Below are 23225 nucleotides of genomic sequence, written 5' to 3'. Positions count from 1 at the left end.
AGGGCGTGGCCCCGTCCACCAAGGCCGCCTCCTCCAGCTCCCTGGGGAAGCCCTGGAAGAACCCCATGAGGAGCCAGGCCATGAAGGGGAGGGCGAAGGCCAGGTGGGCGAGGACCATGGCCTTCAGGGAGCCCGAAAGGCCCAGGGCCCGGAGGAGGGCGAAGAGGGGGAGGGCGAGGACGATGGGGGGGAGCATCTGGGTGGCCAATACGGCGAAGCGCAAGGGGTGGCCCCCAAAGCGGTACCGGGCCAGGGCGTAGCCGAGCCCCGCGGCGAGGGGAAGCCCGAGGAGGACCACCCAGGAGGCCACCAGGAGGCTATTGAGGAACCCCCTTCCCAGGGGTCCCAAGAGGACCTGGCGGAAGTTCTCCAGGGTGAGGGGGCCGAAGACCGGGGGCAGGGCGTAGGCGAGCCCCTCGGGGAGTAGAGCGCTCCTTAAGGTCCAGAGGAGGGGAAGGAGGAAGGCCAGGGAGAAGGCGAAGAGGAGGGCGCTCGCCAAAAGGCGAAGCCCCCTAGAAGATCCAGGCGCCACCGTTCACCTCCAGGGCCTCCCCGGTGATGAAGTCCGAGTCCGGCCCCGCCAGGAAGGCCACCGCCTTGGCCACGTCCTCGGGGGTTTCCAGGCGGCCCAGGGGGGTCTTCTGGACGTACTCCTTCCGCACCTCCTCCGGGTCCATCTCCCTAAGCCTCGCCTCCCAGAGGACCTCCCGCTCCTGCATGGAGGTGCGCACGAAGCCGGGGTTCACCGCGTTCACCGTGACCTTGTAGGGGGCGAGCTCCTTGGCCGCCGCCTGCACCAGGCCGAGGACGGCGAACTTGCTGGCGGAGTAGTGGGCGAGGAGGGGGGCGGCCTGCCTCGCGGCCATGGAGGCGGTGGCGATGATCTTGCCCCGGAGCTCCCGCCCCGGCATGAGGTCCTGGGCCACCATGGCCCGGGCGAAGGTCTGGAGGGTGAGGAAGGTCCCCTTGGCGTTCACCCGGAAGTTGAAGTCCCACTCCTCCTCCGTGAGGTCCAGGAAGCGGTTCATGGTGGACACCCCGGCGTTGGCCACCAGGACGTCCAGGCGGCCGTCCTCGGCGTAGACCCGCTCCCGGGCTTCCTCCAGGGCCTTGCGGTCCGTCACGTCCAGCCCCAGGTGGGGCATGCCGAAGGGCTCGGCCACCTTGCGGGCCGCCTCCGGGTCCAGGTCCGTGACCCAGACCTTAAAGCCATCCCGGGCGAGCCTCTCGGCGATGGCCTTGCCGATTCCCGTTCCCGCTCCCGTGACCAAGGCGTTAGGCATAACCACCTCCGAGCCTGGGGTAAAGGTCTTTCAGGCGCAAGTAGACCTCTCGGTAGAGGGGATAGAGGGCCCGGTAAGCGGGCACCCACCTGGGCTCGGGCTCGGTGAGGCCCGCCACCTCCCGCTTGAGGTCTTGGAAGCCCCAAAGCCCCGCGGCCACCCCCGCCAGGAAGGCCACCCCGTAGGCGCTCCCCCGCTCTCCCCCCGCCAGGTGGGCCAGGGGGGCCTCGAGGACGCTCGCCAGGATCCTCCGCCAAAGGGGGCTCCTCGCCCCCCCGTCCATGACGAAGTAGCGCTCCACCCGGTACCCTCCCCTCTCCAGCACCTCCACGTGGTGGCGGTAGGCGTAGGCCACCCCCTCCAGGAGGGCCCGCCAGAGGTGGGCCGGGGTGTGGGCCAGGGTGAGCCCCACCACCGTGCCCCGGGCCTCCGGGTCGTGGATGGGGGTCTTCTCCCCCAGGAAGTAGGGGAGAACCAGGAGCCCCTCGCTCCCCGCCGGGACCCCTTCGGCCTCGAGGTCCAGCCCGGCGAAGCCCATCCCGGGGCGGAAGGCGTCCCGGAACCAGCGGAGGAGGCTTCCCGTGGTGGCCATGCACCCGTTGAGGACGAAAAGCCCCGGGACGTCGTGGAAGTCAATGAAGAGCTCCTTTAGGGGGGCGAAGCGGTCTAGGGCGTAGAGGAAGTCCCCCGCCCCCCCGAGCTTCAGCACCGCCTCGCCGGGCGCCACGAGGCCCGCCGCCAGGGCGGCGGCGATGTGGTCGGCGCTTCCCGCGATCACCGGGAGGCCCGGGGGAAGCCCGGTGGCCTCCGCCGCCTCCCGGGTGAGCCCCCCCACCACCTCCCCGGGCCAGCGCACCGGGCCGAGGAGGCCCTCCTGGGCCCCCACCGCCTCCAGCACCTCCTTCAGCCAGGCCCCCTCCCTCGGGTCCCAAAGCCCGGACTCCAGGGCCCAGTTGGCCTCCTGGTACCGGGCCCCCGTGAGGCGGAAGGCCACGTGCTCGTAGGAGCCCGAGACCCAGCGGGCCCTCGCCCAGACCTCGGGGCGGTGGCGGCGGAACCAGAGGAGCTTGGGGGCCACCACCTGCTGGTTCCAGGTGGCCCCGGTACGGGCGAAGAGCCACTCGTCCCCGAAGCGCTCCCTAAGCTCCCGGATCTCCTCCACCGCCCGGGCGTCGTTCTGGAGGGGGGCCGGGGCCAGGGGCCTGCCCTCCCCGTCGTGGAGCACCACCGCGGGGACCATCCCCGAGACCCCGAGGGCCCGCACCTCCTTGGGATCCAGGCCCTGAAGGACCTCCCGGATTCCCTCCACCGCCCCCCGCCACCAGGCCTCGGGGTCCTCCTCGGCGAAGCCGGGGTGGGGGGAGAGGAGGGGGTGGGGGCGCTCCGCCGCCCGGAGAGGCCGCGCCTCCTTGTCCAGGAGGAGGACCTTCACCGCGGTGGTGCCCACGTCCACGCCCAGGACCACGCCTACCCCCTAAACCCCCGAACGATTTCCATGAAGCTTCGGGCCCGCTCGGGGTCCACCTCGTTCCAGGTAATCCCGTCCCGCTTCAGGGCCGTGCCCACGATGACCCCGTCCGCCACCTCGAGGATGGCCGCCACCGTCTCGTGGCGCACCCCGGTGTTGGCGAGGACGGGCACCTGGGGCAGGGCCTCCTTCACCGCCCGGAGGTGCTCCAGGGCCACCCCCTCCCCCGTCATGGGGCCCGAGACCAAGACGGCGTCCGCGAGGCTTGAGAAGACGGCGCTCTTCGCCCGCTCGGGAAGGGGCCTCGAGTCCAGGGGCGAGGCGAACTCGGCGGAGACGTTGTAGAGGAGGAAGAGGTCGTCCCGGAGGAGGCGCTTCCGGTAGCGGAGGGCCTCGGCGGCCCGGCCCTCCCAGAGGCCCATGTCCGAGCCGTAGAGCCCGGTGAAGATCTCCCGGGCGAACCGGGCCCCGGTGGCCGCGGCCAGGGCCATGGTGGCCAGGGGGTCCCAGAGGACGTCCACCCCGAAGGGCACCCGGATCAGGGGCTTAAGGCGCCCGATGACGTAGGCCATGGCCGCCACGCTCGCCCGGTCCACGGAGAGCTCGTAGGGGCGGTCGTTTTCGTTGCCGAACATCACCGCGTCCACCCCGGCCTCCTGGAGGGCGAGGAGGTCCCTTCGGGCTGCCTCTACGAGGCCCTCCAGGTCCCCGTCGTAAAGGGGCGTCCCCGGGAGGGCCTTGAGGTGCACCATGGCGATCACGGGTTTCCTGCCGAAGAGGGCCTCAAAGCGCTCCATCCACCACCTCCACCCGCACCCGCTCCCGGAGGGCGGGGTCCTTCAGGTCGGTCACCACCAGGTCCAAGGCCTCCAGGGGGGCCACGAAGGCCGGGGCCCTCTTCCCCCACTTGCTTCCGTCGGTGAGGAGGACGGTTTTCCGGCTCACCTCCATGGCCTTCCGCTTCACCGCCGCCTCCTCAAAGGTGTGGTTGGTGACCCCCTCGAGGTCAAAGGCGTCCGCCCCCAGGAAGAAGAGGTCGGCCCTGAGCCTGCCCAAAAGCTCCTCCGTCCAGGAGCCTACCAAGCTGAAAAAGCCGTTGCGCACGCTTCCCCCAGGCAAGAGGACCTCCGTCCGCCCCTGGGCCAGGGCCTGGGCCACGGGGAGGTCCAGGGCCACCGCCCGGAGGGGCCTCCCCGCCAGGAGCCGGGCCAGGGCCAAGGCCGTGGTCCCCGAGTCCAGGACCACCGTGGCCCCGTCGGGCACCAGGGCCGCCGCCCTTTGGGCGATGGCCTCCTTGGCCCCCTGGTTCCGCTGGAGCTTCTCGGCGTAGGGGGGCTCGGCCTCGGGGAGCAGGGCCCCCCCGTGTTCCCGCCGGAGAAGGCCCCGCTGGGCCAAAAGGGCCAGGTCCCGGCGCACCGTGGCCTCGGAAACCCCGAGGCGCTCGGCGAGCTCCCGGGTGCTGAGGGCCCCGTGGTTCCTAAGGAGGGCGAGAAGCCGATCCCTTCGCTCGGCCGCCAGAGGCATAGTTGCTCATATTTAAGCGATTTTGAGCGAAGTTGTCAAGGGCCGCCCTCAGGGGTAGAATTCCTCCATGCGCCTTATCGGCGTGGCCACCCAGCGCAAGACCTCCGAGGGCGGCGCCCTCTTCGGCCTCCTCGAGGCCTACCTCGAGGCCCTGGCCTCCCAGGGCCTGGCCTACGTCCTGATCCCCCCTCAGCCCGAGGCCGCCTTGGAGAGGCTTCTTCGGCACCTGGACGGCGTAATCCTGCCGGGAGGCGGGGACGTGGACCCCACCCTCTACGGGGAGGAGCCCCTTCCCGAGCTTGGGGAGGTGGACCCTGAGCGGGACGGCCTCGAGGTCTTCCTGGCCCGCTACGCCGCGGAAAAGGGGCTTCCCCTCCTCGGGGTGTGCCGGGGGATCCAGGTCCTCAACGTGGCCCTGGGAGGGAGCCTCCACCAGGACCTGGGCCGGGCGGGTTTTCCCCTCCAGCACTACCAGAAAAGCCCTCCCGCCTGGGGGGCCCTGGGACACGGGGTGGAGCTCCTAGGGGAAAGCCCCTTAGACCGCCTCTTCCCCCGAAGGTTCCGGGTGAACTCCTACCACCACCAGGGCCTGAAGAGGCTGGGGGAGGGGCTTAGGCCCGTGGCCCAGGCCCCCGACGGTCTGGTGGAGGCCGTGGTCCTGGAGGGGCACCCCCTCTACCTCGGGGTGCAGTGGCACCCCGAGCGCCTGCCCCACCACAGGCCCCTCTTCGGCCTTCTCAGGGAGGTCTAGGCCTCCTCCGCCCAAAGGGCCTCCAAGGGCTCTTTCCTCCGCAGGACCTCCCACCCCTCTCCCGTCCACAAAAGCTCCAGGGGCTTGGGGGTATCCAGGTAGCTTAGGGCCATGCTGGCCCCGTAGGCCCCGGCCTCCAAGAAGGCCAGGGCGTCCCCCTCCTTTGGCCTCGGGAGGCGCACCCCCCTAAGGAGCACGTCCCCCGCCTCGCAGGCCGGGCCCGCCAGGTCGTACTCCTCTTCCTCCTCCCCCTCGTAGAGGGGAAGGACGGGGTGGACCGCCCCGTAGAGGACGGGCCGGAGGAAGCTCGTCATGCCCCCGTCTAGGAGGAGGTAGTTCCTCCGGGTGCGCTTCCGCCCCACCACCCGGACCACGAAGACCCCGGCCTCGGCCACCAGGTAGCGCCCGGGCTCCAAGAAGACCTGGGCCCCGTAGCGGCGGGCCAGGGCCTCCACGGGCTCCCTCAAGGCCCGGAGGTCCAAGCGGAGGCCGAAGCCCCCGCCCAGGTCCAGGACCTCCACCGGGCCCACCTGGGGGAAGAGCGCCTCCAGCACCCGGTACCCGGCGAGGAAGTCCTCGAGGGCTTCCAGCTTGGAGCCCAGGTGCAGGTGGAGGCCCCTGAGGCTCAGGCCGAGCGCCCGGGCCAGGGCGAGGAGCCTCGGCACCTCCTCCGGCAGGACCCCGAACTGGCTCTCCCCCCGGCCCGTGGCCAGGTGGGGGTGGGTGGCCACGGGGAGGTCCGGGTTTACCCGGAGGAGGACCCGTGCCCCCGGGAGGAGGCGGGAAACCCGCCTCAGGTCCCCCTCGGAGTCCAGGACCACCCAGGGGGCCATCTTCTGGAGGGCCCTAAGGGCCTCCTCCGTCTTCACCGGGCCGTTCCAGAGGACCTCCTCGGGGCCAAACCCTGCCCGGTAGGCCCGGAGGACCTCCCCCAGGGAGACGGCCTCCGCCCCGAGGCCCAGGGCGCGCAGGCGGCGTAGGAGGCCCAGGCGGGGGTTGGCCTTGAGGGCGTAGAAGATCCGGGCGCTGGGGAAGGCCTCCATAAGGCTTTCCGCCTGGGTCCGGATCCGGGTCCAGTCGTAGGCGTAAAAGGGGGTGGGGTAGGCCTTCAGGGCCTCCCGCACCGCTTGGAGAAAGCTCGGGTTCAGCATCGTGCTCCCTTGGTAGGCCGGAGCGAGGCGGCTTCTTGGGCGTTCGTGGGCTTTTCCGGGATCACCGCCCCCTCGGGTCCAGGACGTCCCTGAGCCCGTCCCCCAGGAGGTTGAAGGCCAAGACGGTGAGGAGGATGGCCACCGCCGGGGCGGTGGCGGCCCAGGGGGCCTCGGCCATGTAGTTGCGGGTCTCGGCCACCATGGCCCCCCACTCGGGGGTGGGGGGCTGGGCCCCGAAGCCGATGAAGGAGAGCCCCGCGGCGGTGAGGATGGCCCCTCCCACCTCGTAGCTCGCCTGCACCAGGACGGGGGTGAGGCTGTTGGGGAGGAGGTGCCTGAGGAGGACCCGCCCCTGCCCCGCGCCCAAAGCCCGCGCCGCCTCCACGAACTCCCTTTCCCTCAGGGCCAGGGCCTGGGCCCGCACGAGCCTGGCGTAGATGGGCCAGGTGACCAGGGCCACGGCCAAGACGGTGTTCGCCAGGTTGGGCCCCAAGGCGGCGGCGATGGCCATGGCCAGGATCAAGGAGGGGAAGGCGAAGAAGATGTCGGTGAGGCGCATGAGGAGGTTGTCCCACGCCCCGCCGAGCCCCCCGGCGAGAAGGCCCACCCCCACGCCCAGGGCCGAGGCCAGGAGGACCACCCCGAACCCCACCCCGAGGCTGATCCGGGCCCCGTGGACCACCCGGGAGAGCACGTCCCGGCCGAGCTGGTCCGTGCCCAGGGGGTGGGCTGGGCTTGGGGGCTTGAGCCTTTCCGCGAGGTTTTGCGCCAAGGGGTCCCCCACCAAGGCCGGGCCGAAGGCCGCGGTGAGGAGGAGGGCGGCGAGGAGTCCAACCCCCAGGACCGCCCCCGGGTTTCTGAGGAAGCGGCGGAGGAGCTTAGGCATAGCGGATCCTCGGGTCCAGGAGGGCGTAGAGGAGGTCCACCAAGAGGTTCAGGAGGGAGTAGACCACCCCCACGAGGAGGGTGACCCCCATCACCGCGGGGAGGTCCAGGCTGGTGGCGGACTGGGTGACGTAGCGCCCAAGCCCGGGCCAGGAGAAGATGGTCTCCGTGAGCACCGCCCCGGAGAGGAGCCCTCCGAGAAGCCCCCCCAGGAGGGTGAGGACGGGGAGGGCGGCGTTCTTGAGGGCGTGGCGGAGGACCACCTGCCTCTCGGAAAGCCCCTTGGCCCAGGTGGTGCGGATGTAGTCCTGGGAGAGGACCTCCAGCATGGCCGCCCGGGTCATGCGGGCGAGGAGGGCCGCCGAGGCCGAGCCCAAGACGAAGGCCGGGAGGACGAGGTGGGCGAGGGCGTCCCGGAAGGCGGTCCAGTCCCGGGCGAGGAGGGCGTCCAGGGTCACCATGCCCGTCACCACCGGGGGAGGAATAAGGAAGGGGTCAAGCCGCCCCGGCCCCGGGAGGAGGCCCATCTTCCGGTGGAGGAGGTCCAGAAGGAAGATGGCGAGGAAGAAGACCGGGGTGGAGCCCAGGAGGAGGGCGAGGAGCCGGATTAGGAGGTCGGGGGGGCGGTTCTGCCTCAGGGCGGCCCAGACCCCTGCGGGTAGCCCCAGGACCAGGGCCACCAGGAAGGCGCTTAGGGCGAGCTCGAGGGTGGCGGGGAAGAACTCCTTTAAGTCCTCGGCCACCGGCCTCCCGGTGCGCAGGGAGCGGCCCAGGTCCAGCTGAAGGAGCCGCTTCAGGTAAAGGCCGTACTGAACGAGGAGGGGCCGGTCCAGGCCGTAGCGCTCCCGAAACTCCCGGATCTGTTCCTCCCGGGCGTTCTCCCCCAGGGCCGCCGCCGCGGGGTCTATGGGGATCACCTGGGAGACGAAGAAGGTGACGAAGGTGATCCCCAGACCCACGAATAAGGCGTAGAAGAGGCGCTTTACGGCGTAGGCGGCCATGCCTGCCCCGGCTTTAGGGCTGCTTGCTCACCTGCCAGAGGGGGGAGGACATCATGGGGTTCTTCAGGAAGCCCTCCACCTTGGCCGAGAGGGCGATGGGCTGGACGGGCTGGTAGAGGACCGCGTAGGGCCCCTCGCGGAGGACCCGCTCGGTGAGGAGCTTGTAGAGGGCCTTGCGCTTGTTGGGATCGGTCTCCAGGGCCGCCTGCCGGGCCAGCTTGGCCGCCACCTCGTCCTGGTAGCTGTTCCGGTAGGCCAGGGAGCGGGCGCTATAGTCCGCCCAAGGGGTGGCGTTGCCGTCGGGGTCCGGGAAGTCCGGGCTCCAGCCCGCGAGGACCATCTGGTGGTTCTGGGCCCGGTAGGTCTTGAGGAGTTCGGCGTTGGCGATGGCCCGGATCTTGGCCTGGAGGCCCGCCTTGGCCATGTCCGCCTGGAGCTTGGCCGCCACGTCGGGGCAGGGCACGCCGCCCCCGCAGATCCCCGTGCTCACCAAAAGCTCAAACTCCAGCCCCTGGGGGTAGCCCGCCTCGGCGAGAAGCTTCCTGGCCCGGGCGGGGTCGTAGGTGTAGGGCGTGGCCGGATTGTAGCCGAAGAGCCCCTTGGGGATGAGGGTCTGGATCTTGAGGGCGTTCCCTTGGAGGAGGCCCTGGATGAGCTCGTCCTGGTTCACGGCGTAGCGCACCGCCTCCCGCACCTTGGGGTTGGCGAAGGGGCTTCCGGGCTTCATGTTCATGCCCAGGTACTGGAGCCTGAGGGTCTCGGCCCGGACCACCTTGAACCGGGGGTTGCCCGCGAGGGCCTTTAGGGCCTCGGGGGTGAGCCCCTCGGCGATGTCGATCTCCCCGGACTCCAGGGCGGTGCGGAGCACGGCGGGCTCCTGGATGTAGCGCAGGATCACCCGGGGGATCTTGGGCTTCACCCGGGCGTAGGGGTTGGCCTCGAGGATCACCTGGCTCCCCCGGTCCCAGCGCACCAGGCGGTAGGGCCCGGAGCCCGCGGAGCTATTGCTCAGGAAGTCCTTGCCGTAGTCGCCCCCCTTGGCGTTCTTCTGCACCTCCTCCGAGTCCACCACCCCGCCGATGGTGAAGGTGAGGATGGAGAGGAAGGACTGGGGCGAGGCGGACTTGGGGATGCGCACCTCCACGGTGTAGGGGTCCAGGGCCCGGTAGGCCCCGGGCTTGAGCTGGGCGATCTCGGTGTAGAGGAAGGAGCCGGGGCCCTTCAGGGCCAGGGCGCGGTCAAAGCTGAAGACCACGTCCTTGGCCGTCACCTCCCGCCCCGTGGAGAAGCGGCTTCCCTTGCGGAGCTTGAAGGTGAGGATCCAGTCGTCCTTGCCCCGGTCCACCTTCCAGCTTTCCGCGAGGCCCGGCCTAAGGGTGGAGAGGTCGCTTCCCTCAAAGCGCACCAGGGTCTCGTAGAGGTTGTCGGCGATGAGCACCCCGCTGAACTCGTAGACCACCTGCGGGTCTAAGGTGATGAGGTCGGTGAAGTCCCCCCCGTAGACCAGGACCTGGGTCCGGTCCTGGGCCAGGACGGGGAGGAAGGCCAGGAAGAGGATCCCTAAAAGCTTTTTCATCCCTGATCGCCTCCTTGCGTACGGCATACTACCCCTTCAGGCTTCCCAGGGTGAGCCCCTGGATGAAGTAGCGCTGGGCCAGGAGGAAGACGAGGATGGGGGGGATGGTCCCCAGGGTGAGGCCCGCCATGAGCACCGTCCACTCCGTGGAGAACTGCCCCTGGAAGACGGCGAGCCCCACGGTGAGGGTGCGCATCTCCAAGGAGTTGGTGGCGATGAGGGGCCAGAGGAAGCTGTTCCACCCCGCCAGGAAGGTGAAGGTGCCCAAGGTGGCGAGGGCGGGGGCGGCGAGGGGCAGGGCCACCTTCCAGTAGACCTGCCAGGGGGTGGCCCCGTCCACGATGGCCGCCTCCTCAAGCTCCTTGGGAAGGTGCAGGAAGTGCTGGCGCATGAGGAAGATGGCGAAGGCGTCAAAGAGGCCGGGGAGGATGAGGGCGTAGTAGGTGTCCACCCAGCCCAGGTTCCGCATGAGGATGAAAAGCGGGATGATGAGGACGTGCACCGGGATCATCAGGGTGGCGAGGAAGAGGAGGAAGAGGGCCCCCCGCCCCCGGAAGCGGAAGCGGGCGAAGGCGTAGCCCGCCATGGCCCCGCTGGTGAGGTTGAGGAGGGTGAGGCCCAGGGCCACCACCAGGGAGTTCAGGTACCAGCGGCTGAAGGGCACGGCGGTGAGCACCCGCTGGTAGTTTTCCAGGTGGAGCTCCTTGGGCCAGATCTCCACCGGCAGGTCAAACACCGACCCCGGGGCCTTGAGGCTGGTGGACACCATCCAGAAGAAAGGGACGAGCATGGTGAGGCCCCCAAGGAGGAGGAGGAGAAAGACCAGGCCGTCCCAGAGCCTTGCCAGGAGCTTCATGCTTCCTCCAGAACCCAGCGCCGCCTCAGGGTCCACTGCAGGTAGGTGAGGGCGAAGAGGAGGAGGAAGAGGACCCAGGCGATGGCCGAGGCGTAGCCCATCTCAAAGGGGAAGACGCCGAAGGCCTTGCGGTAGAGGTAGAGCATGAGGACGTTGGTGCTGTCCAGGGGGCCGCCCCCGGTCATGGTGTAGACCAGGCCGAAGACCTGGAAGCCCCCGATCATGGCGAGGAGGGTGTTGAGGAAGAGGGTGGGGGAGAGGAGGGGGAGGACCACGTAAAAGAAGCGCTGGAGGCCATTGGCCCCGTCCAGGCTCGCCGCCTCCAGGTACTCCCGGTTGATGTTCTGGAGCCCGGCCAGGAAGATGAGCATCCGGAGGCCCACCCCCGCCCACACCGAGGCCAGGATGACCCCCCACATGGCCCAGTTGGGGTCGGAGAGCCACCCCGGGCCCTCCTTGGCCAGCCAGACCAGGAGGGCGGGGGGCTCGAGGCCGAAGAGGTGGAAGAGGGCGGAGAGCTTCTCCCCGAGGAAGCGGAGAAAGAGGTTCACGGGGCCCACGGTGGGGTTCAGCACCCAGCGCCAGAGGAGCCCCACCGCCACCACGCTGGTCACGGTGGGGAGGAGGTAGAGGGTGCGGAGGAACCGCACCCCCCGCCAGGGGCGGTTCAGGCCCAGGGCCAGGAGAAGGGCCAAGACGATCTCCAGGGGCACCGCCACCGCCACGTAGAAGAGGGTGTTCCAGAAGGCCTTGTGGAAGGTGGGGTCGGCGAGGAGCCGCTTGTAGTTCTCCAGGCCCACCCACCCCTCCCGGATCGTGGCCAGGTTGAGGGGACGGAGGCCGTCGTAGGCCACGAAGGAGAGGAGGAGGCTCGTGAGGATGGGCCCCAGGTTGAAGGCCAGGAAGCCCGCCAAGGAGGGCAGGAGGAAGAGGAGGGGGAAGCGGAGGTAGGCGCGCACGGGGCCTCCTAGCCTTTGGGGCTAGCGCTTCCTCGAGGCCTGCACCTCGTCCAGGATCTTCTGCACCTGGGGCGCCACGCCGTCCAGGGCGGCCTTGAGCTCGGCCTTGCCCTGCCAGACGGGCTCCAGGGCCTTGTTGATGAGCTGGAGGGCCTCGTTCCAGCGCTCAAAGGTCTCCGTGGGCCGGGCGGTGCGGTTCACGGTGAGGAAGTACTGCTGGTTCCTGGGAGGCGGCGGGACGAAGAAGTCCTTGAGGGTCTGCAGGCTCTTGTCCACGTTCTTCACGTCCACGCCCCGGGCGGGGATGATGAGGCCGGTCTTGGTGAAGAGCCGGCTGGCCTCGGGGCCTGCCAGGAAGGCGAGGAGCTTCCAGGCGGCCTCGGGGTTCTTGGTGCCCGCGGCCATCACCCAGCCCGACCCGTCGATGTCCACGATGCTCCCCGCCTTGCCCCGGGGGAAGGGCACCACGTCAAAGTCAAACTTGGCCCGGGCCTTCAGGGTGGGCACCCGCCAGCGCCCGTCCACGATCATCCCCGTCTGGCCGTTCAGGAACATGGTGAAGGCCCCCCGGTCCTGGGCTTCCTCGGGGGTGGGGGCCACGTGGTGCTTGTAGCGCAGGTCCAGGTAGAACTGGAGCCCCTCCAGGGAGGCGGGGCTATTCAGCAGGAACTTGCTGTGGTCGGGGCTGTAGAAGCGGCCCCCCGCCGACCAGACCCAGGGCTCCCAGAAGAGGTAGAAGGTCTGGAAGGAGACCCCCCACTGGACCCTGCGGTCGTCCTTCTCCACGGTGAGGGCCTTGGCGTAGCGCAGGAAGTCGTCCCAGGTCCAGTCGGGCTTGGGGTCGGGCAGGCCCGCCTTGCGCAGGAGGTTGCGGTTGTAGAAGACCACCAGGTTGGAAACGTCCCGCGGCAGGCCGTACTGGGCCCCCTCCCACTGGAAGGCCTTGAGGATGCCCGGGAAGATGTCCTCCGTGGGGTAGCGGTCCCGCTTCAGGAAGGGGTCCAGGGGCTTTAGGACCCCCCTCGAGGCCATCCCGGGAAAGTCAATGTTGTTGATGAAGAACACGTCCGGGGGCGTGCCCGCCGCGATCATGGCGGTGATCTTGGCCAGGTACTCGTTGGAGGGGATGTTGATGTACTCCACCTGGATCCCCGGGTTCCGCTCCTGGAAGAGCCGGAGGACCTGCTGGTAGGCCTGGATCTCCTCCTGGCTCCCCCAGCTGGCCAGGACCAGCTTCTGGGCCGAGGCCAGTCCCAAAAGGAGAAGAAGCGCGCCGAAAAACTTCCTCATGGTTCACCTCCGAACACCCACTGCCCGGTGGGGGTGTAGACCCCCGCCAGGGCTTCCAACGCGGCCCGCACCTGGACCGCGCGGTAGCCGTGCGTGGCCAGGTAGCCCTGGGGCCTCCCCGGGAGGAAGCGGAGGTCGTCGGGGTTGCCCAGGGCCACCACGTAAAGGGGCTTGCCCAAAGCGCGAAGCTCCCGGAAGAGGGCCTTCTGCCCGGCCTTGAAGGCCCCGAGCCAGTGGTAGGTGGAAAGCACCACCCGCTCGGCGGCCCGGGCCCTTTCTACTGCCCGCGCCACCTCCTCGGGAGAGGGGTCCTCGGAGAGGTTTAGGCCCTGGCTCCCCGGGAGGTAGGTGGGGGCGAGGTCGGCCAGGGTGGGCTCGGCCCCGTAGCGGTCCGTCACCCTTAGCCCCACCACCAGGGTCCCGGGGCCCGGGAGGGGAAGCTCCCCGAAGAGCCGGACCACCCCCCGCCGGGCCGCCTCCAGGGCCAGGGCCTCCTCCTCCTTGGGGGTGAAGGGGCAGGCGCCCCCTTGGGCGAGGAGGGCGAGGGCCCGCCGCCTGGCCTCTTCCGCCCGGGCCTTGGGGACCTCCTTGCCCAGGGCCTGGGCGAGGTGAGCGTGGACCTCGAGGGCGGTCTCCGGATTGGGCTCCAGGAGAAGGAGGTCCGCCCCCGCCTTCACCGCGAGGAGGGCGGCCTCCTTGGCCCCGAAGTTGCGCTTGATGGCCGCCATGGCCATGTCGTCCGTCAGGACCGCCCCCCTAAAGCCCATCTCCCCCCGGAGGAGGCCGGTGAGGATGCGCTGGGAGAGGGTGGCGGGAAGCTTCGGGTCTAGGGCGGGGAAGAGGATGTGGGCGGTCATGAGGGCGGGCATCCCCGCCTCCACGTAGCGGCGGAAGGGGAGAAGCTCCACCTTCTCCAGGGCCTCCCGGGGCTTGGCCACCACGGGCAGGTCCAGGTGGGAGTCGGTGGCGGTGTCCCCGTGGCCGGGGAAGTGCTTGCCCACGGGCTTAGCCCCCGAGCGGAGCACGCCCCGGGCGAAGGCCAGGCCCATGCGGGCCACCCGCTCCGGGTCGGCGCCGAAGGAGCGGAGGCCGATGATGGGGTTTTCCGGGTTCACGTTCACGTCCAGGACCGGGGCCAGGTTCACGTCGGCCCCCAGGCGCCGCACCTGGCACCCGAGGGCCCAGCCCACCCGCTCCACCAGCCCTTCATCCCCGCTCGCCGAGAGGGCCATGGCCGAGGGAAAGCGCACCACCCCCTCCCGGTAGGAGGTGAAGGGGCCCCCCTCCTGGTCCACCATCACCACCAGGTTGGGGTCCAGGGCCTTGAGCCTCCGCACCAGGCCCTGGGGGTCCTTGCGCAGGTTGTTGGGGTAGAGGATGACCCCGGCGGGGCGCACCCGCTTGAGGAGCTCGGAGGGCACCTCTTCTCCCTTGAAGCTCACCACCAAAAAGCTTCCCGCCTGGGCCGCCGCCAGGCCGAGCCCGAGGGTCAGGGCCAAGAGCCTCACCTCCTCGCCTCCTCCAGGGCGCCGCGCACGCCCCGCGCCTCAAGAAGCCTTTCCGCCTCCTCGCCCGTCTTCCCGAGGGCCGCGAGGGCCGCCAGGGCGGGCTCGGGGTAGCGGGCGAGGAGGGCTTTGGCCTCCTCCTCCCCAAGGCCCACCATGGCCCGCACCATGGCCGCACCCCGCGCTCTGAGCTTGGCGTTTTCCACCCGCATCCGGGCCATGAGGTTGCCGTAGGTGCGGCCCAGGAGGACCATGACCAGGGTGGAGAAGAGGTTGAGGGCCGCCTTCTGGGCCGTGCCCGCCCCAAGCCTCGTGCTCCCGGCGATGACCTCGGGCCCGGTGTCCAGGAGGACGGGGTGGTGGGCCTCCTGGAGGAGGGGGGCGCCCGGGTTGTTGGCCAGGGCCACGGTGAGGGCGCCCCGGGCCTTGGCCCCCCGGAGGGCCCCCAGGGTGAAGGGGGTGCGGCCGCTCGCCGCCACCGCCACCAGGACGTCCTTGGCCTCGAGGCCCTGGCCAAGCCTGAAGCCCTCCTCCTCCCGGTCCTCCGCCTCCTCCACCGCCTGAGTGAGCCCCGCCTCCCCCCCTGCGAGGAGGAAGCGCACCCTTGAGAAGCCGAAGGTGGGCCAAAGCTCCACCCCGTCCATCGCCGCAAGCCTCCCGCTCGTCCCCGCCCCGGCATAGGCCAGGCTCCCGCCCCCCTTGAGCCTTTCCGCCGCCTCCCTGGCCGCCCCCTCCAGGTGGGGGAGGGCCCGGTGCACCGCGGCCAAGGCCCTGAGCTGGCCCTCGTAGAGGGCCTCCAGGACCTCCCTAGGAGGCCAGAGGTCCAGGTCCCGGTAGCGAACCGCCGCTTCCTCCGTCATGCCACCTCCGCCGCCAAGGCGTTGCCCAGGGCCCGCCTGAGGGGAGCGATGGGGGGCCGGTGCCGGGTGGGGTGGACGGCGTTGGTGAGGAGGGCCCAGGCGTAGCCCCGCTCGGGGTCCACGAAGGCCGCCACCCCGGTGAAGCCCGTGTGCCCGAAGGCCCGCTCCGAGGCCAGGCTCCCCCCGTGCCAGCCGGGGCGCTTCCTCTCCCAGGAGAGGAGGCGCTCCCCGTGGGGCCTGAGCATCTCCTCCAGGGCCGCCCGGGAGAGCCAGCGCCCCTCCAGGATGGCCTGAAGCTCCCCCAAGACCCCCTCCAGGGTGCCGAAGAGGCCCGCGTGCCCCGCAAGCCCCCCCAGGGCGTGGGCGTTCTCGTCGTGCACCTCGCCCCGGAGCGCCCGCCCCCGCCAGGGGCATTGCTCCGTGGCCGCCGTCTTTTCGGGGGGAGGGCTCGGGGTGAGCCCCTCGGGGAGGGGGAAGGCCCCTAGGGGCCTTTTCCGCACCCTCTCCAGGAGGAGGCCCAGGAGCATGTAGCCGATATCGGAGTACACCGGCTCCCCCAGGGGCCAGGGGTGCTGGAGGAGGCGGGCCTTGAGGGCCTCCCCCTGGCCCCAGGTGTACACCGCCTCCCAGGCGGGAAGCCCCGCGGTGTGGGCGAGGAGTTCCCGCACCGTCTTGGCCTTCAGGGGGTGGTCCTTGAGCCAGAGGAGGTCGGGGAGGTGGAGGGAGAGGGGGTCGTCCAGGTCCAAGAGGCCCTCCTCCACCGCCTTAAGGGTTTCCTTGAGGGTGAAGAGGGGCTTGGTGAGGCTCGCCAGGTCAAAGTAAAAGCCGGCCTCGAGGGGCACGGGCTCGGGCACGAGCTGGGCGAAGCCCAGGTGGAAGCTCTCCCGGCGCCCGTCGGCGTGGACCACGCCGAAGGCCGCCCCGGGCACCACGCCCCGGGCCACCGCCTCCTCCAGGATGCCCCTGGCCCGCATGCCCCTAAGTTTAAACGGGTGGGGGATTGGTAGGCAAGTGGTATGCTTAGGGGGATGGTCCCGGGGGAAGGGGGACCCAAGTACCTGGCCCTGGCGGAGCGGCTCAAGCTCGCCCTCCTTAGGGGGGAGTACGGCCCAAGCCTTCCCCCGGAGCGGGCCCTGGCCCAGGGGCTTGGGGTCTCCCGGGACACCCTGCGCCGGGCCCTGGCCCTTCTGGAGGAGGAGGGGCTTCTCCTTAGGCGGCGGGGGAGCGGCACCTACGTGGCCCGGAGGGCCACCTTCCGCGCCCGGCTCCTCGGCTTCACCGAGGAGATGGAGGCCCTGGGGGTCGTGCCCGAAACCCGCCTCCTCAAGGCGGAGAAGGGGCCCGCCACCCCCGAGGAGGCCTTCCACCTGCGCCTCTCCCCTTCCGAGGAGGTTTGGCGCCTGGAGCGCCTAAGGCTTGGGGACGGGGAGCCCATCGCCCTGGAGCGGGCGGTCCTCCCCCTTTGGGCCCTCGAGGCCCTGCCCCAGGGCTCCCTCTACCGGGCCCTGGAGGCGCGGGGCCTCCGCCCCGTGCGGGCCCTCCAGCGCCTGCGGGCCCTCCCCGCCCGGGAGGAGGACCGCCTCCTCGGGGTGGAGCCCGGCACCCCCCTCCTCTACCTGGAACGGCTGAGCTTCCTCGCCGACGGGAGGCCCGTGGAGCTGGTGAAAAGCCGCTACCGGGGGGACCGGTACGAGCTTTTGGTGGAGCTCACATGAGGGTGCTCGGGCTCATGTCCGGGACCAGCGCCGACGGGGTGGACCTGGTCCTGGCCGAGTTTTGGGGCGGGGCTTCGGACCTCGGCCACCGGGTCTTGGTCCATCTGGAGGTGCCCTACCCAAAGCCCCTTCGGGAGCGGGTCCTTAGGGCTATGCGGGGGGCAAGGACCCGGGAGCTCGCCCTCCTCCACCACGACCTCGGCCGCTTCTACGCCGAGGCCGCCCGCCCCTTCCTGGGCCAGGCGGAGCTCGTGGGGCTTTCCGGCCAGACGGTGTGGCACGAGCCCCCTGAGGCCACCTTCCAGCTCGGGGAGGCGAGCTACCTGGCGGGGGCCTTGGGGGTCCCCGTGGTCTTCGGCTTCCGGGCGGTGGACCTGGCGGCGGGCGGGGAGGGGGCCCCCCTGGTGGCCTACCCCGACCTCCTCCTCTTCGGGGAGGAGGGGAAGCGGGTGAGCGTGCACAACCTGGGGGGCATCTCCAACCTCACCGCCTTCCTCGGCCGTGACCCCCAAAGCCTCCTCGCCTTTGACACCGGCCCCGGGGTCTGCCTCTTTGACGAGGCGGCCTCGGCCCTGGGTCTCGCCCCGGAGGAGGCGGTGGACCTGGCGGAGGGGGGAGAGGTGGACCAGGAGGCCCTGAGGGCCTGGCTCGCCCACCCCTACTTCCAAAGGCCCCCGCCCAAGACCACGGGCCGGGAGGTGTGGCGCCTAGAGGCCCTAGAAGGTAAGCCCGAGGACCCCGCCGCCCTCCTCAAGACCCTCCTCGCCTTCACCGCAGAAAGCGTCCTCCTGGCCTACCGGCGCTTCGTGGGCCCCGTGGACCGGGTCCTCCTTGCGGGGGGCGGGGCCAGAAACCGGGTCCTGGTGCGCCTTCTCTCCGAGGCCCTCCCGGTCGTGGTCATGGAGAACCCCAAGGTGCGGGAGCCCCTGGCCTTCGCCCTCCTCGCCTACCTCTACGCCCGGGGGGAGGTGAACGTCTTGGGGCGGGCCACGGGGGGGCGGGACGTGCGGGCGGGGCAGGTGGTGGAGCCCTTCTAAGTACCCCACCGCGGCAAAAGCCGCGGTGGGGGCCCCAAAAGAGCTTTCCCACAGCCAAAGCTCGGGCATCCCGTGTTGCAAAGCCGAGGTGCGGGCACTTAATACCACCCCATGCTGGCGCAAGCCAGCATGGGGGCCCCGGGTAAAGAAGGCCCACAGAGGCCTTATGGCCTTGGCTTAGGGCGATGGGTTCACGCCAAAGGGGTATAAGGGCCTCGCCCCCGCTTTCGCCGAAGCGACCCCCAAAGCATTACCCCGCGAGGTCCAGGTAGAAGCGGGCCACGAACTCCGCCATGGCCTCCCGGGCGGGGCCCAGGTAGCGCCTGGGGTCGGGGCCTTCCCCGAGGGCCCCTTTGAGCCCCTCGGTGAAGGCCTGGAAGGCCCGGGTGGCCAGGTTGACCTTGGCCACCCCGAGCTTTAGGGCCGCCTTCAGGTCCTGGGGCTTGGCGCTGGAGGCCCCGTGGAGGACGAAGGGCCTATTCAGGGGGGAGAGGGCCCTGAGCCTTTCCAGCCTTAGGGGCCTCGCCTCCAGGCGCTTGTGCTCCGTGCCCAGGTCCACCGCCACCCAGTCGGGCTTCACCCGCCTTACAAGCTCCAGGAGGGCTTCAAGAGGCCGCGCTTCCCCCCTTCGCTCCCCCTTGGGCACCACCTCGAGCTCCACCTCCAGGGGGCGCTCCCCCGCGATCTTCCGGGCGGCTTCCAGGTAGGGGAGGGGCCCCTCCTCCACCATGGCGGAGTCAAACCCCAAGGCGAAGGCCGCCTCCAAGAGGTCCAGGCTCCCCGCGTGGTCCAGGTGCAGGTAAACGGGCACCTGGGCCTTCCGCTTGAGGGCCTGGCCCAGCGCGGCGAGCTCCTCCAGGCCGGCGTAGCCCACGCTGTTTTGCGAGAACATGAGAAAGATGGGCCTCCCCGCCTGCTCCGCCCCCCGGACCACCGCCTGGGCGGTCTCCAGGTTCACCCCGTTCACCGCGAGGAGGGCCTCTCCCCGCCGCCAGGCCGTTTCCACCGCCTCCTTCGCTTCCACGGGGTTAGCCTACCTCCGCCCGGGCCACCCCCGCCCTTGATTTGCGCGAATGGAGGGCATGCGAGCGTTAACCCGGCGAGGCCGGGGTCCCGTTCGCTTACCCTGAGGGCGTGCCGAGGAAGGTGGCGGACGCCCGGGTGCTCTCCCTGGTCCAGGCCCGCGAGAGGGTGAGGGTGCTGGACCTGGCCCGGGAGCTCGGCCTCCACCCGTCCACGGTGCGGCGGGCCCTGGCGCGCCTCGAGGCCAAGGGCCTCGTGGAGCGGAGGCGGGGCGGGGCGGCCCTCTTCGCCGCCGTGCGCTACGTGGGGGAGATGGCGGGGAAGCTGGAAGAGGGGGTTGAGGCCAAGCGCCGCATCGCCGAGAAGGCCCTCGCTCTGGTGCGGGAGGGGATGCGCATCGGGCTTTCCGGGGGCTCCACCTGCACCCTCTTCAGCCGCCTCCTCCGCTACCGGGCCCTGGAGGTGGTGACCAACGCGGTGAACATCGCCGTGGAGCTTTATTCCTACCCCAAGACCCGGGTCCACGTCCTGGAGGGGGAGCTCAACACCTATTCCTACGAGCTGGTGGGCCCCTTGGCGGTGGAGAGCGCCCGGCGCGTCCCGCCCCTGGACCTCCTCTTCGTGGGGGCCACCGCGGTGAACGAGGAGGGGTTTTTCATGCGGGACGAGCCCGAGGCCCAGGTGGCGAGGGCCCTGGCGGGGCGGGCCAAGGCGGTGTACGTGCTGGCGGAAAAGGGCAAGTGGGGCCGCAAGGCCCTCGGCTTCTTCGCCCCTCTGGGCGGGGTAGCGGGGTGGATCACGGAGGAGTGAAGCATGGGCATGCTGGAAGAGATCCTGGCAAGTGGGGAGGCCTGGCGCGAGGCCTTGGACTTGGCGGACCGGGTGGGGCTTCCCAAAGGCCCCACCCTCTTCCTGGGCTCGGGGTCCAGCTACTTTCTGGCCCAGGTGGCGGCCCACCTGGCCCGCCAAAGGGGAAAGGATGCCCTCGCCCTCCCCTCCGGGGAGGCCATGCTCTTCCCCGAGGGGCTTAGGGGATGGGAGCAGGTGGTGGGCATCTCCCGCTCGGGCGAGACCACGGAGCTTTTGCAGGCGGTGCGGGCCTTGGGCCTTCCCGCCTGGCTCCTCACCACCCGCGATTCGGGCCCTGGGCACCACCTCTTCGCCCAGGTGGTGGTCCTTTCCCGGGCGGAGGAAGAGGCCATCGTCCAGACTCGGTCCTTTTCCAGCGCCCTGGTCTACGTCCTGCGGGCCCTCACGGGGGAGGAGGGGCTTCGCGGCCTTCCCGGGCGCCTGGCCGGGGTCTTGGAGGCTCCCGGGGACTTCCCCCGGGGAGAGGCCTACTTCTTCCTGGGGGTGGGAGCGGCCTGGGGGGTGGCCCAGGAGGCGGCCCTGAAGCTCAAGGAAACGGCCCTGGTCTGGGCCGAGGCCTTCCAGAGCCTGGAGTTCCGCCACGGGCCGAAGAGCCTGGTTTCCGAGGGCACCGTGGTCTTCCTCCTTAAGAGCCACCCCATGGAGGAGCCCCTCCTGGAGGAGCTTTCCGGGCTTGGGGCCCGGGTGGTGGTCCTCCCGGGGGGGGTCCTGGACCTTCCCCTTTCCCTGGTGAGGATCCAGCTCTTCGCCCACCGGCTCGCCCGGGAGCGGGGCTTAGACCCCGACCGCCCGCGGCACCTCACCTACGCCGTGCGCCTATGATCCTGGCCCTCACCCCCTGCCCCTGCCTGGACCGCGTCCTCCACCTGGAAAGGCCCCTCAGACGGGGGGCCCTCCACCGGGTGGCCCGGGTGGAGGCCCTGGCCGGGGGCAAGGGGCTCAACCTGGTCCGGGCGGTGGTGCGCCTTGGGGGCGAGGCCCTGGCCGTGGCCCCCCTGGGCGGGGTATGGGGGGAGGCCCTTTTGGGGCTTGCCCGGGAGGAGGGGCTTCCCCTAAGGCCCCTCCCCGGCACAGGGGGGCGGGCCTGCCACGTCCTCGCCGACCCCAAGGGGGTCACGGAGGTCTACGAGCCCTGCCCCCCGGTGCCCGAGGGCTTCCTCGAGGCCGCGGCCCGCCTGGCCGCGGAAGGGGGGGTGAGGGTGCTTTCGGGAAGCCTGCCCAAGGGGCTTCCCCCGGAGGCCCTCCTAGAGGCTTTCCGGCCCTTCGCCGTGGACTCCCTCCAGGCCTTCCCCAAGGCCCTGGAGCTCGGGGTGGACCTGGTCAAGCCCAACCGCAAGGAGCTCGCCGCCCTCCTCCCAGGGCCACCCCTCCGGGCGGCCCGGGCCCTCCACCGCCGCTACGGGGTGGGGGTGCTGGCCTCCTTGGGGGAGGCGGGGGCGCTCTATGCGGGCCCGGAAGGGGCCTTTCTCGCCCGCGGCCCGAGGCGGGAGGGGAACCCCGTGGGTTCCGGGGACACCCTTCTTGGGGCCTTCCTCCTCGCCCGGGAGCGGGGAGAGCCCCTGCCAAAGGCCCTGGCCTTCGCCGTGGCCGCGGCCGGGGCCAACGTGGGCCGGGGCGGGGGGAGGGTGGACCGGGAGGAGGTGGAGGCCCTCCTTAAGGAGGTGGAGGTGGTGGAGGCGTGATCTTCCTGGGGGCGGACGGCGGGGGCACCAAGACCCGCTTCGTGGCGGTGGACGGGGCGGGGAGGGTGGTGGCGGAGCGGGTCCTCGGCACCGCCTACCTGCCCGCCGTGGGGCGGGAGGGGGTGGAGGCCGTGTTCCGGGAGGCCCTGAAGGGGCTTCCCCCTCCGGCCTACGTGGTGGCGGGCCTCGGCGGGTACGGCGAGGTGGCGGCCTGGGACCGGGCCTACCGCGAGGCCCTGGAGGGGGTTTTGCCCTGCCCCTTCCTCCTGCAAAACGACGTGGCCCTGGCCTTTGAGGCGGCCTTCGGCGAAGGGGAAGGGGTCTTGGTGGTGGCGGGGACCGGCTCCATGGCCTACGGCCGGGGCCCCTTGGGGGAGGGGCGGGCCGGGGGGTACGGCCCCCTCTTCGGCGACGAGGGGAGCGCCTACTGGATCGGGCTTCGCGCCCTGAACCGGGCGAGCCGGGCCGAGGACGGAAGGGCCCCTCCCACCGGCCTCCTCCGGCTTCCCCAAAGGTTCGGCCAGGGGGACCTCCTCGGCCTTCTGGCCTTCCTCGAGGCCGAGCCCCGGGCCCTGAGGTCCAGGGTGGCCTCCCTGGCCCAAGAGGTGGACCGCCTGGCCGAGGAGGGGGACGAGGGGGCCCTCGAGGTGCTGGAGGGGGCGGCGGAGGAGCTCGCCCTCCTGGCCCTCGCCTTGTCCCTCCGGGTGGGGGCCAAAAGGGCCGCCTACATGGGCGGGGTCTTCCGGAGCCGGAGGGTGGCCGAGGGGTTCGCCCGGCGCCTTCAGGCCGAGGGCCTCGCCCTGGCGGGGCCCCCTGAGGATGTGGCCCGCTACGCCGCGGAAAAGGCCCTTAGACTCTATGGAGGTGGTTAGCGTGAGGACGGCAGTTGTGAGAATCTTTTCCCTTTTGGCCTTGGCCCTGGGGCTGGCCCTCGCCCAGAGGGCTTACGTGGGCAACGCCGGGGACAGCACCGTGGTGGTGCTGGACCTCGAGGGGCCCAAGGTGGTGGACCGCTGGCCGGGCTTCCAGCAGCCCTGGAGCGTGGCCTACGCCGGGGGCAAGGTCTACGTGGCGGAGTACGTGGGCCGCCCCGACGCCCCCGCGCCCGCGGGGCGGGTGGCGGAGCTTACGCCAGACGGCAAGGCCCTCCGGGTCCTTCTTGGGGCCCACTACCCCATGGGGGTCGCGGCGGACGGGGAGCGGGTCTACGTGGCCTCCAGCGCCGTGGACTGGTCGGGGCAGGTGCGGGGTGAGCCCGCCCTCCTGGTCTACGGCAAGGAGGGGAGTGAGCCCCTCGCCCGCTTTCCCTTCCCTGCCTCCCGGTACGGCTACCCCCAGACCCTCCTCCCCGCCCCCGAGGGGCTCTTCGTGGCCACCACCTGGGGGGTGGTCCTCCTCCTGGACCAGGAGATGCACCCCAAGGCCGCCTTCGCCCTGCCCGAGACCCTGAACCCCATCCGGGGGCTTGCCCTGGACGCCAAGGGGAACCTCTACCTCTCCGGGAGCAAGGACGGGGACGGGCGGGTGGTGCGCCTTGCCAAGGGGGCCTGGGGCCCTTCCCCTGAGGTGCAGGCCCTGGACCGCTTCGCCCAGGTTTTGGCGAAGGGGCTCCCCGACCCCTGGGGGCTCGCCGTGGTGGGGGAGGCCCTCTACCTGGTGACCAGCACCGACGCCTCGGGGCAGGGCCCCGGGGGGCTTTACCGCCTTCCCTTGGGGGAAGAGGCGAGGCCGGAGCGGCTTTTGGACCTCCCTAGCCGCTACACCTTAGGCCTTGCCGTGGGGGAGTAAG

Annotated in this window: 24 protein-coding genes; 8 read left to right on the top strand and 16 right to left on the bottom strand. The window is 71.0% G+C overall.

Going from position 1 to position 23225, the window contains the following annotated elements; all coding sequences use genetic code 11:
* From ABJK26_RS05155 to ABJK26_RS05135, 5 genes are all read right to left on the bottom strand, one after another.
* Positions 1 to 499, bottom strand: a 499-nt coding sequence (locus ABJK26_RS05155) for a carbohydrate ABC transporter permease (protein WP_347241193.1), incomplete at its 3' end; no start/stop codon positions are given.
* Between the two features lie 13 nt (positions 500 to 512).
* On the bottom strand, positions 513 to 1283 hold the full coding sequence (locus ABJK26_RS05150; RefSeq protein ID WP_347241192.1) for an SDR family NAD(P)-dependent oxidoreductase: 771 nt from the start codon (positions 1281 to 1283) through the stop codon (positions 513 to 515).
* Positions 1276 to 2748 (bottom strand): FGGY family carbohydrate kinase, encoded by a 1473-nt coding sequence (locus ABJK26_RS05145; protein WP_347241191.1) that lies wholly within the window; start codon positions 2746 to 2748, stop codon positions 1276 to 1278. Before ABJK26_RS05145 ends, ABJK26_RS05150 begins: the two co-directional genes overlap by 8 nt.
* A 2-nt stretch (positions 2749 to 2750) precedes the next feature.
* Positions 2751 to 3548 (bottom strand): BtpA/SgcQ family protein, encoded by a 798-nt coding sequence (locus tag ABJK26_RS05140; protein WP_347241190.1) that lies wholly within the window; start codon positions 3546 to 3548, stop codon positions 2751 to 2753.
* Positions 3535 to 4275, bottom strand: a complete 741-nt coding sequence (locus ABJK26_RS05135) for a DeoR/GlpR family DNA-binding transcription regulator (RefSeq protein WP_347241189.1) — start codon at positions 4273 to 4275, stop codon at positions 3535 to 3537. Before ABJK26_RS05135 ends, ABJK26_RS05140 begins: the two co-directional genes overlap by 14 nt.
* Before the next feature lie 67 nt (positions 4276 to 4342).
* Here ABJK26_RS05135 and ABJK26_RS05130 point away from each other — a divergent pair, with 67 nt between their 5' ends.
* Complete coding sequence (locus ABJK26_RS05130; protein ID WP_347241188.1) at positions 4343 to 5026, top strand: gamma-glutamyl-gamma-aminobutyrate hydrolase family protein; 684 nt, start codon at positions 4343 to 4345, stop codon at positions 5024 to 5026.
* Here the strand turns inward: ABJK26_RS05130 and lysA are convergent.
* The 10 genes from lysA to ABJK26_RS05080 all read right to left on the bottom strand — a co-directional run bounded on the left by lysA (position 5023) and on the right by ABJK26_RS05080 (position 16083).
* Positions 5023 to 6177, bottom strand: coding sequence for a diaminopimelate decarboxylase (lysA, locus tag ABJK26_RS05125; RefSeq protein ID WP_347241187.1), 1155 nt, complete (start codon positions 6175 to 6177; stop codon positions 5023 to 5025). The genes ABJK26_RS05130 and lysA overlap by 4 nt on opposite strands.
* A gap of 61 nt (positions 6178 to 6238) precedes the next feature.
* Positions 6239 to 7063: a nickel transporter permease gene (gene nikC / locus ABJK26_RS05120; protein ID WP_347241186.1), complete on the bottom strand. Its 825-nt coding sequence runs from the start codon at positions 7061 to 7063 to the stop codon at positions 6239 to 6241.
* Positions 7056 to 8063 (bottom strand): ABC transporter permease, encoded by a 1008-nt coding sequence (locus tag ABJK26_RS05115; RefSeq protein ID WP_347241184.1) that lies wholly within the window; start codon positions 8061 to 8063, stop codon positions 7056 to 7058. The genes nikC and ABJK26_RS05115 overlap by 8 nt, the downstream gene beginning before the upstream one ends.
* Positions 8064 to 8076: 13 nt before the next feature.
* Complete coding sequence (locus ABJK26_RS05110; protein ID WP_347241183.1) at positions 8077 to 9639, bottom strand: ABC transporter substrate-binding protein; 1563 nt, start codon at positions 9637 to 9639, stop codon at positions 8077 to 8079.
* 28 nt (positions 9640 to 9667) lie between these two features.
* On the bottom strand, positions 9668 to 10495 hold the full coding sequence (locus tag ABJK26_RS05105) for a carbohydrate ABC transporter permease (RefSeq protein ID WP_347241182.1): 828 nt from the start codon (positions 10493 to 10495) through the stop codon (positions 9668 to 9670).
* Positions 10492 to 11454, bottom strand: coding sequence for a sugar ABC transporter permease (locus ABJK26_RS05100; RefSeq protein ID WP_347241181.1), 963 nt, complete (start codon positions 11452 to 11454; stop codon positions 10492 to 10494). The genes ABJK26_RS05105 and ABJK26_RS05100 overlap by 4 nt, the downstream gene beginning before the upstream one ends.
* A 21-nt stretch (positions 11455 to 11475) precedes the next feature.
* The gene (locus ABJK26_RS05095) at positions 11476 to 12744 is read right to left on the bottom strand and encodes a sugar ABC transporter substrate-binding protein (RefSeq protein ID WP_347241180.1); all 1269 of its coding nucleotides are present in this window, start codon (positions 12742 to 12744) and stop codon (positions 11476 to 11478) included.
* Positions 12741 to 14252 (bottom strand): glycoside hydrolase family 3 protein, encoded by a 1512-nt coding sequence (locus tag ABJK26_RS05090; protein WP_347241179.1) that lies wholly within the window; start codon positions 14250 to 14252, stop codon positions 12741 to 12743. Before ABJK26_RS05090 ends, ABJK26_RS05095 begins: the two co-directional genes overlap by 4 nt.
* On the bottom strand, positions 14249 to 15109 hold the full coding sequence (locus ABJK26_RS05085) for an N-acetylmuramic acid 6-phosphate etherase (protein WP_347241178.1): 861 nt from the start codon (positions 15107 to 15109) through the stop codon (positions 14249 to 14251). Before ABJK26_RS05085 ends, ABJK26_RS05090 begins: the two co-directional genes overlap by 4 nt.
* A complete protein-coding gene (locus ABJK26_RS05080) occupies positions 15106 to 16083 on the bottom strand; it encodes a serine hydrolase (protein ID WP_347241177.1) in 978 nt (325 codons plus the stop codon). The genes ABJK26_RS05085 and ABJK26_RS05080 overlap by 4 nt, the downstream gene beginning before the upstream one ends.
* Before the next feature lie 42 nt (positions 16084 to 16125).
* Between ABJK26_RS05080 and ABJK26_RS05075 the strand changes: the two genes are divergently transcribed.
* Together ABJK26_RS05075 and ABJK26_RS05070 are read left to right on the top strand one after the other, a co-directional pair.
* The gene (locus ABJK26_RS05075; RefSeq protein WP_347241176.1) at positions 16126 to 16824 is read left to right on the top strand and encodes a GntR family transcriptional regulator; all 699 of its coding nucleotides are present in this window, start codon (positions 16126 to 16128) and stop codon (positions 16822 to 16824) included.
* Positions 16821 to 17861 (top strand): anhydro-N-acetylmuramic acid kinase, encoded by a 1041-nt coding sequence (locus tag ABJK26_RS05070; protein ID WP_347241175.1) that lies wholly within the window; start codon positions 16821 to 16823, stop codon positions 17859 to 17861. The genes ABJK26_RS05075 and ABJK26_RS05070 overlap by 4 nt, the downstream gene beginning before the upstream one ends.
* A gap of 250 nt (positions 17862 to 18111) precedes the next feature.
* Here ABJK26_RS05070 and ABJK26_RS05065 read toward each other — a convergent pair whose 3' ends face one another.
* The gene (locus tag ABJK26_RS05065) at positions 18112 to 18885 is read right to left on the bottom strand and encodes a class II fructose-bisphosphate aldolase (protein WP_347241174.1); all 774 of its coding nucleotides are present in this window, start codon (positions 18883 to 18885) and stop codon (positions 18112 to 18114) included.
* Between the two features lie 110 nt (positions 18886 to 18995).
* Between ABJK26_RS05065 and ABJK26_RS05060 the strand changes: the two genes are divergently transcribed.
* The 5 genes from ABJK26_RS05060 to ABJK26_RS05040 are packed head-to-tail and all read left to right on the top strand — an operon-like array spanning position 18996 to position 23224.
* Entirely contained in the window at positions 18996 to 19694 is a 699-nt protein-coding gene (locus tag ABJK26_RS05060) for a DeoR/GlpR family DNA-binding transcription regulator (protein WP_347241173.1), read from the top strand.
* Between the two features lie 3 nt (positions 19695 to 19697).
* Positions 19698 to 20576 carry an SIS domain-containing protein gene (locus tag ABJK26_RS05055; protein WP_347241171.1) on the top strand — a complete coding sequence of 293 codons (879 nt, stop codon included), beginning with the start codon at positions 19698 to 19700 and terminating at the stop codon, positions 20574 to 20576.
* Positions 20573 to 21436: a PfkB family carbohydrate kinase gene (locus tag ABJK26_RS05050; RefSeq protein ID WP_347241170.1), complete on the top strand. Its 864-nt coding sequence runs from the start codon at positions 20573 to 20575 to the stop codon at positions 21434 to 21436. The genes ABJK26_RS05055 and ABJK26_RS05050 overlap by 4 nt, the downstream gene beginning before the upstream one ends.
* The gene (locus tag ABJK26_RS05045; RefSeq protein WP_347241169.1) at positions 21433 to 22308 is read left to right on the top strand and encodes a BadF/BadG/BcrA/BcrD ATPase family protein; all 876 of its coding nucleotides are present in this window, start codon (positions 21433 to 21435) and stop codon (positions 22306 to 22308) included. Before ABJK26_RS05050 ends, ABJK26_RS05045 begins: the two co-directional genes overlap by 4 nt.
* A 16-nt stretch (positions 22309 to 22324) precedes the next feature.
* A complete protein-coding gene (locus ABJK26_RS05040) occupies positions 22325 to 23224 on the top strand; it encodes a hypothetical protein (RefSeq protein WP_347241168.1) in 900 nt (299 codons plus the stop codon).
* Position 23225 lies beyond the last annotated feature (1 nt).

Origin of the sequence: Thermus sp. (genome assembly GCF_039793865.1) — a bacterium.
In the GTDB taxonomy this organism is placed as follows: domain Bacteria; phylum Deinococcota; class Deinococci; order Deinococcales; family Thermaceae; genus Thermus.
Note: the sequence above shows the minus strand (reverse complement) of the source record. Positions and strands in the feature narration are given on the sequence as shown.

Coding starts and splice junctions, on each gene's coding strand:
- ABJK26_RS05150 (WP_347241192.1), bottom strand. CDS start 1,283: ATGCCTAACGCCTTGGTCACGGGAGCGGGAACGGGAATCGGCAAGGCC.
- ABJK26_RS05140 (WP_347241190.1), bottom strand. CDS start 3,548: ATGGAGCGCTTTGAGGCCCTCTTCGGCAGGAAACCCGTGATCGCCATG.
- ABJK26_RS05135 (WP_347241189.1), bottom strand. CDS start 4,275: ATGCCTCTGGCGGCCGAGCGAAGGGATCGGCTTCTCGCCCTCCTTAGG.
- ABJK26_RS05130 (WP_347241188.1), top strand. CDS start 4,343: ATGCGCCTTATCGGCGTGGCCACCCAGCGCAAGACCTCCGAGGGCGGC.
- lysA (WP_347241187.1), bottom strand. CDS start 6,177: ATGCTGAACCCGAGCTTTCTCCAAGCGGTGCGGGAGGCCCTGAAGGCC.
- nikC (WP_347241186.1), bottom strand. CDS start 7,063: ATGCCTAAGCTCCTCCGCCGCTTCCTCAGAAACCCGGGGGCGGTCCTG.
- ABJK26_RS05115 (WP_347241184.1), bottom strand. CDS start 8,063: ATGGCCGCCTACGCCGTAAAGCGCCTCTTCTACGCCTTATTCGTGGGT.
- ABJK26_RS05110 (WP_347241183.1), bottom strand. CDS start 9,639: ATGAAAAAGCTTTTAGGGATCCTCTTCCTGGCCTTCCTCCCCGTCCTG.
- ABJK26_RS05105 (WP_347241182.1), bottom strand. CDS start 10,495: ATGAAGCTCCTGGCAAGGCTCTGGGACGGCCTGGTCTTTCTCCTCCTC.
- ABJK26_RS05095 (WP_347241180.1), bottom strand. CDS start 12,744: ATGAGGAAGTTTTTCGGCGCGCTTCTTCTCCTTTTGGGACTGGCCTCG.
- ABJK26_RS05085 (WP_347241178.1), bottom strand. CDS start 15,109: ATGACGGAGGAAGCGGCGGTTCGCTACCGGGACCTGGACCTCTGGCCT.
- ABJK26_RS05080 (WP_347241177.1), bottom strand. CDS start 16,083: ATGCGGGCCAGGGGCATCCTGGAGGAGGCGGTGGCCCGGGGCGTGGTG.
- ABJK26_RS05075 (WP_347241176.1), top strand. CDS start 16,126: ATGCTTAGGGGGATGGTCCCGGGGGAAGGGGGACCCAAGTACCTGGCC.
- ABJK26_RS05070 (WP_347241175.1), top strand. CDS start 16,821: ATGAGGGTGCTCGGGCTCATGTCCGGGACCAGCGCCGACGGGGTGGAC.
- ABJK26_RS05055 (WP_347241171.1), top strand. CDS start 19,698: ATGGGCATGCTGGAAGAGATCCTGGCAAGTGGGGAGGCCTGGCGCGAG.
- ABJK26_RS05050 (WP_347241170.1), top strand. CDS start 20,573: ATGATCCTGGCCCTCACCCCCTGCCCCTGCCTGGACCGCGTCCTCCAC.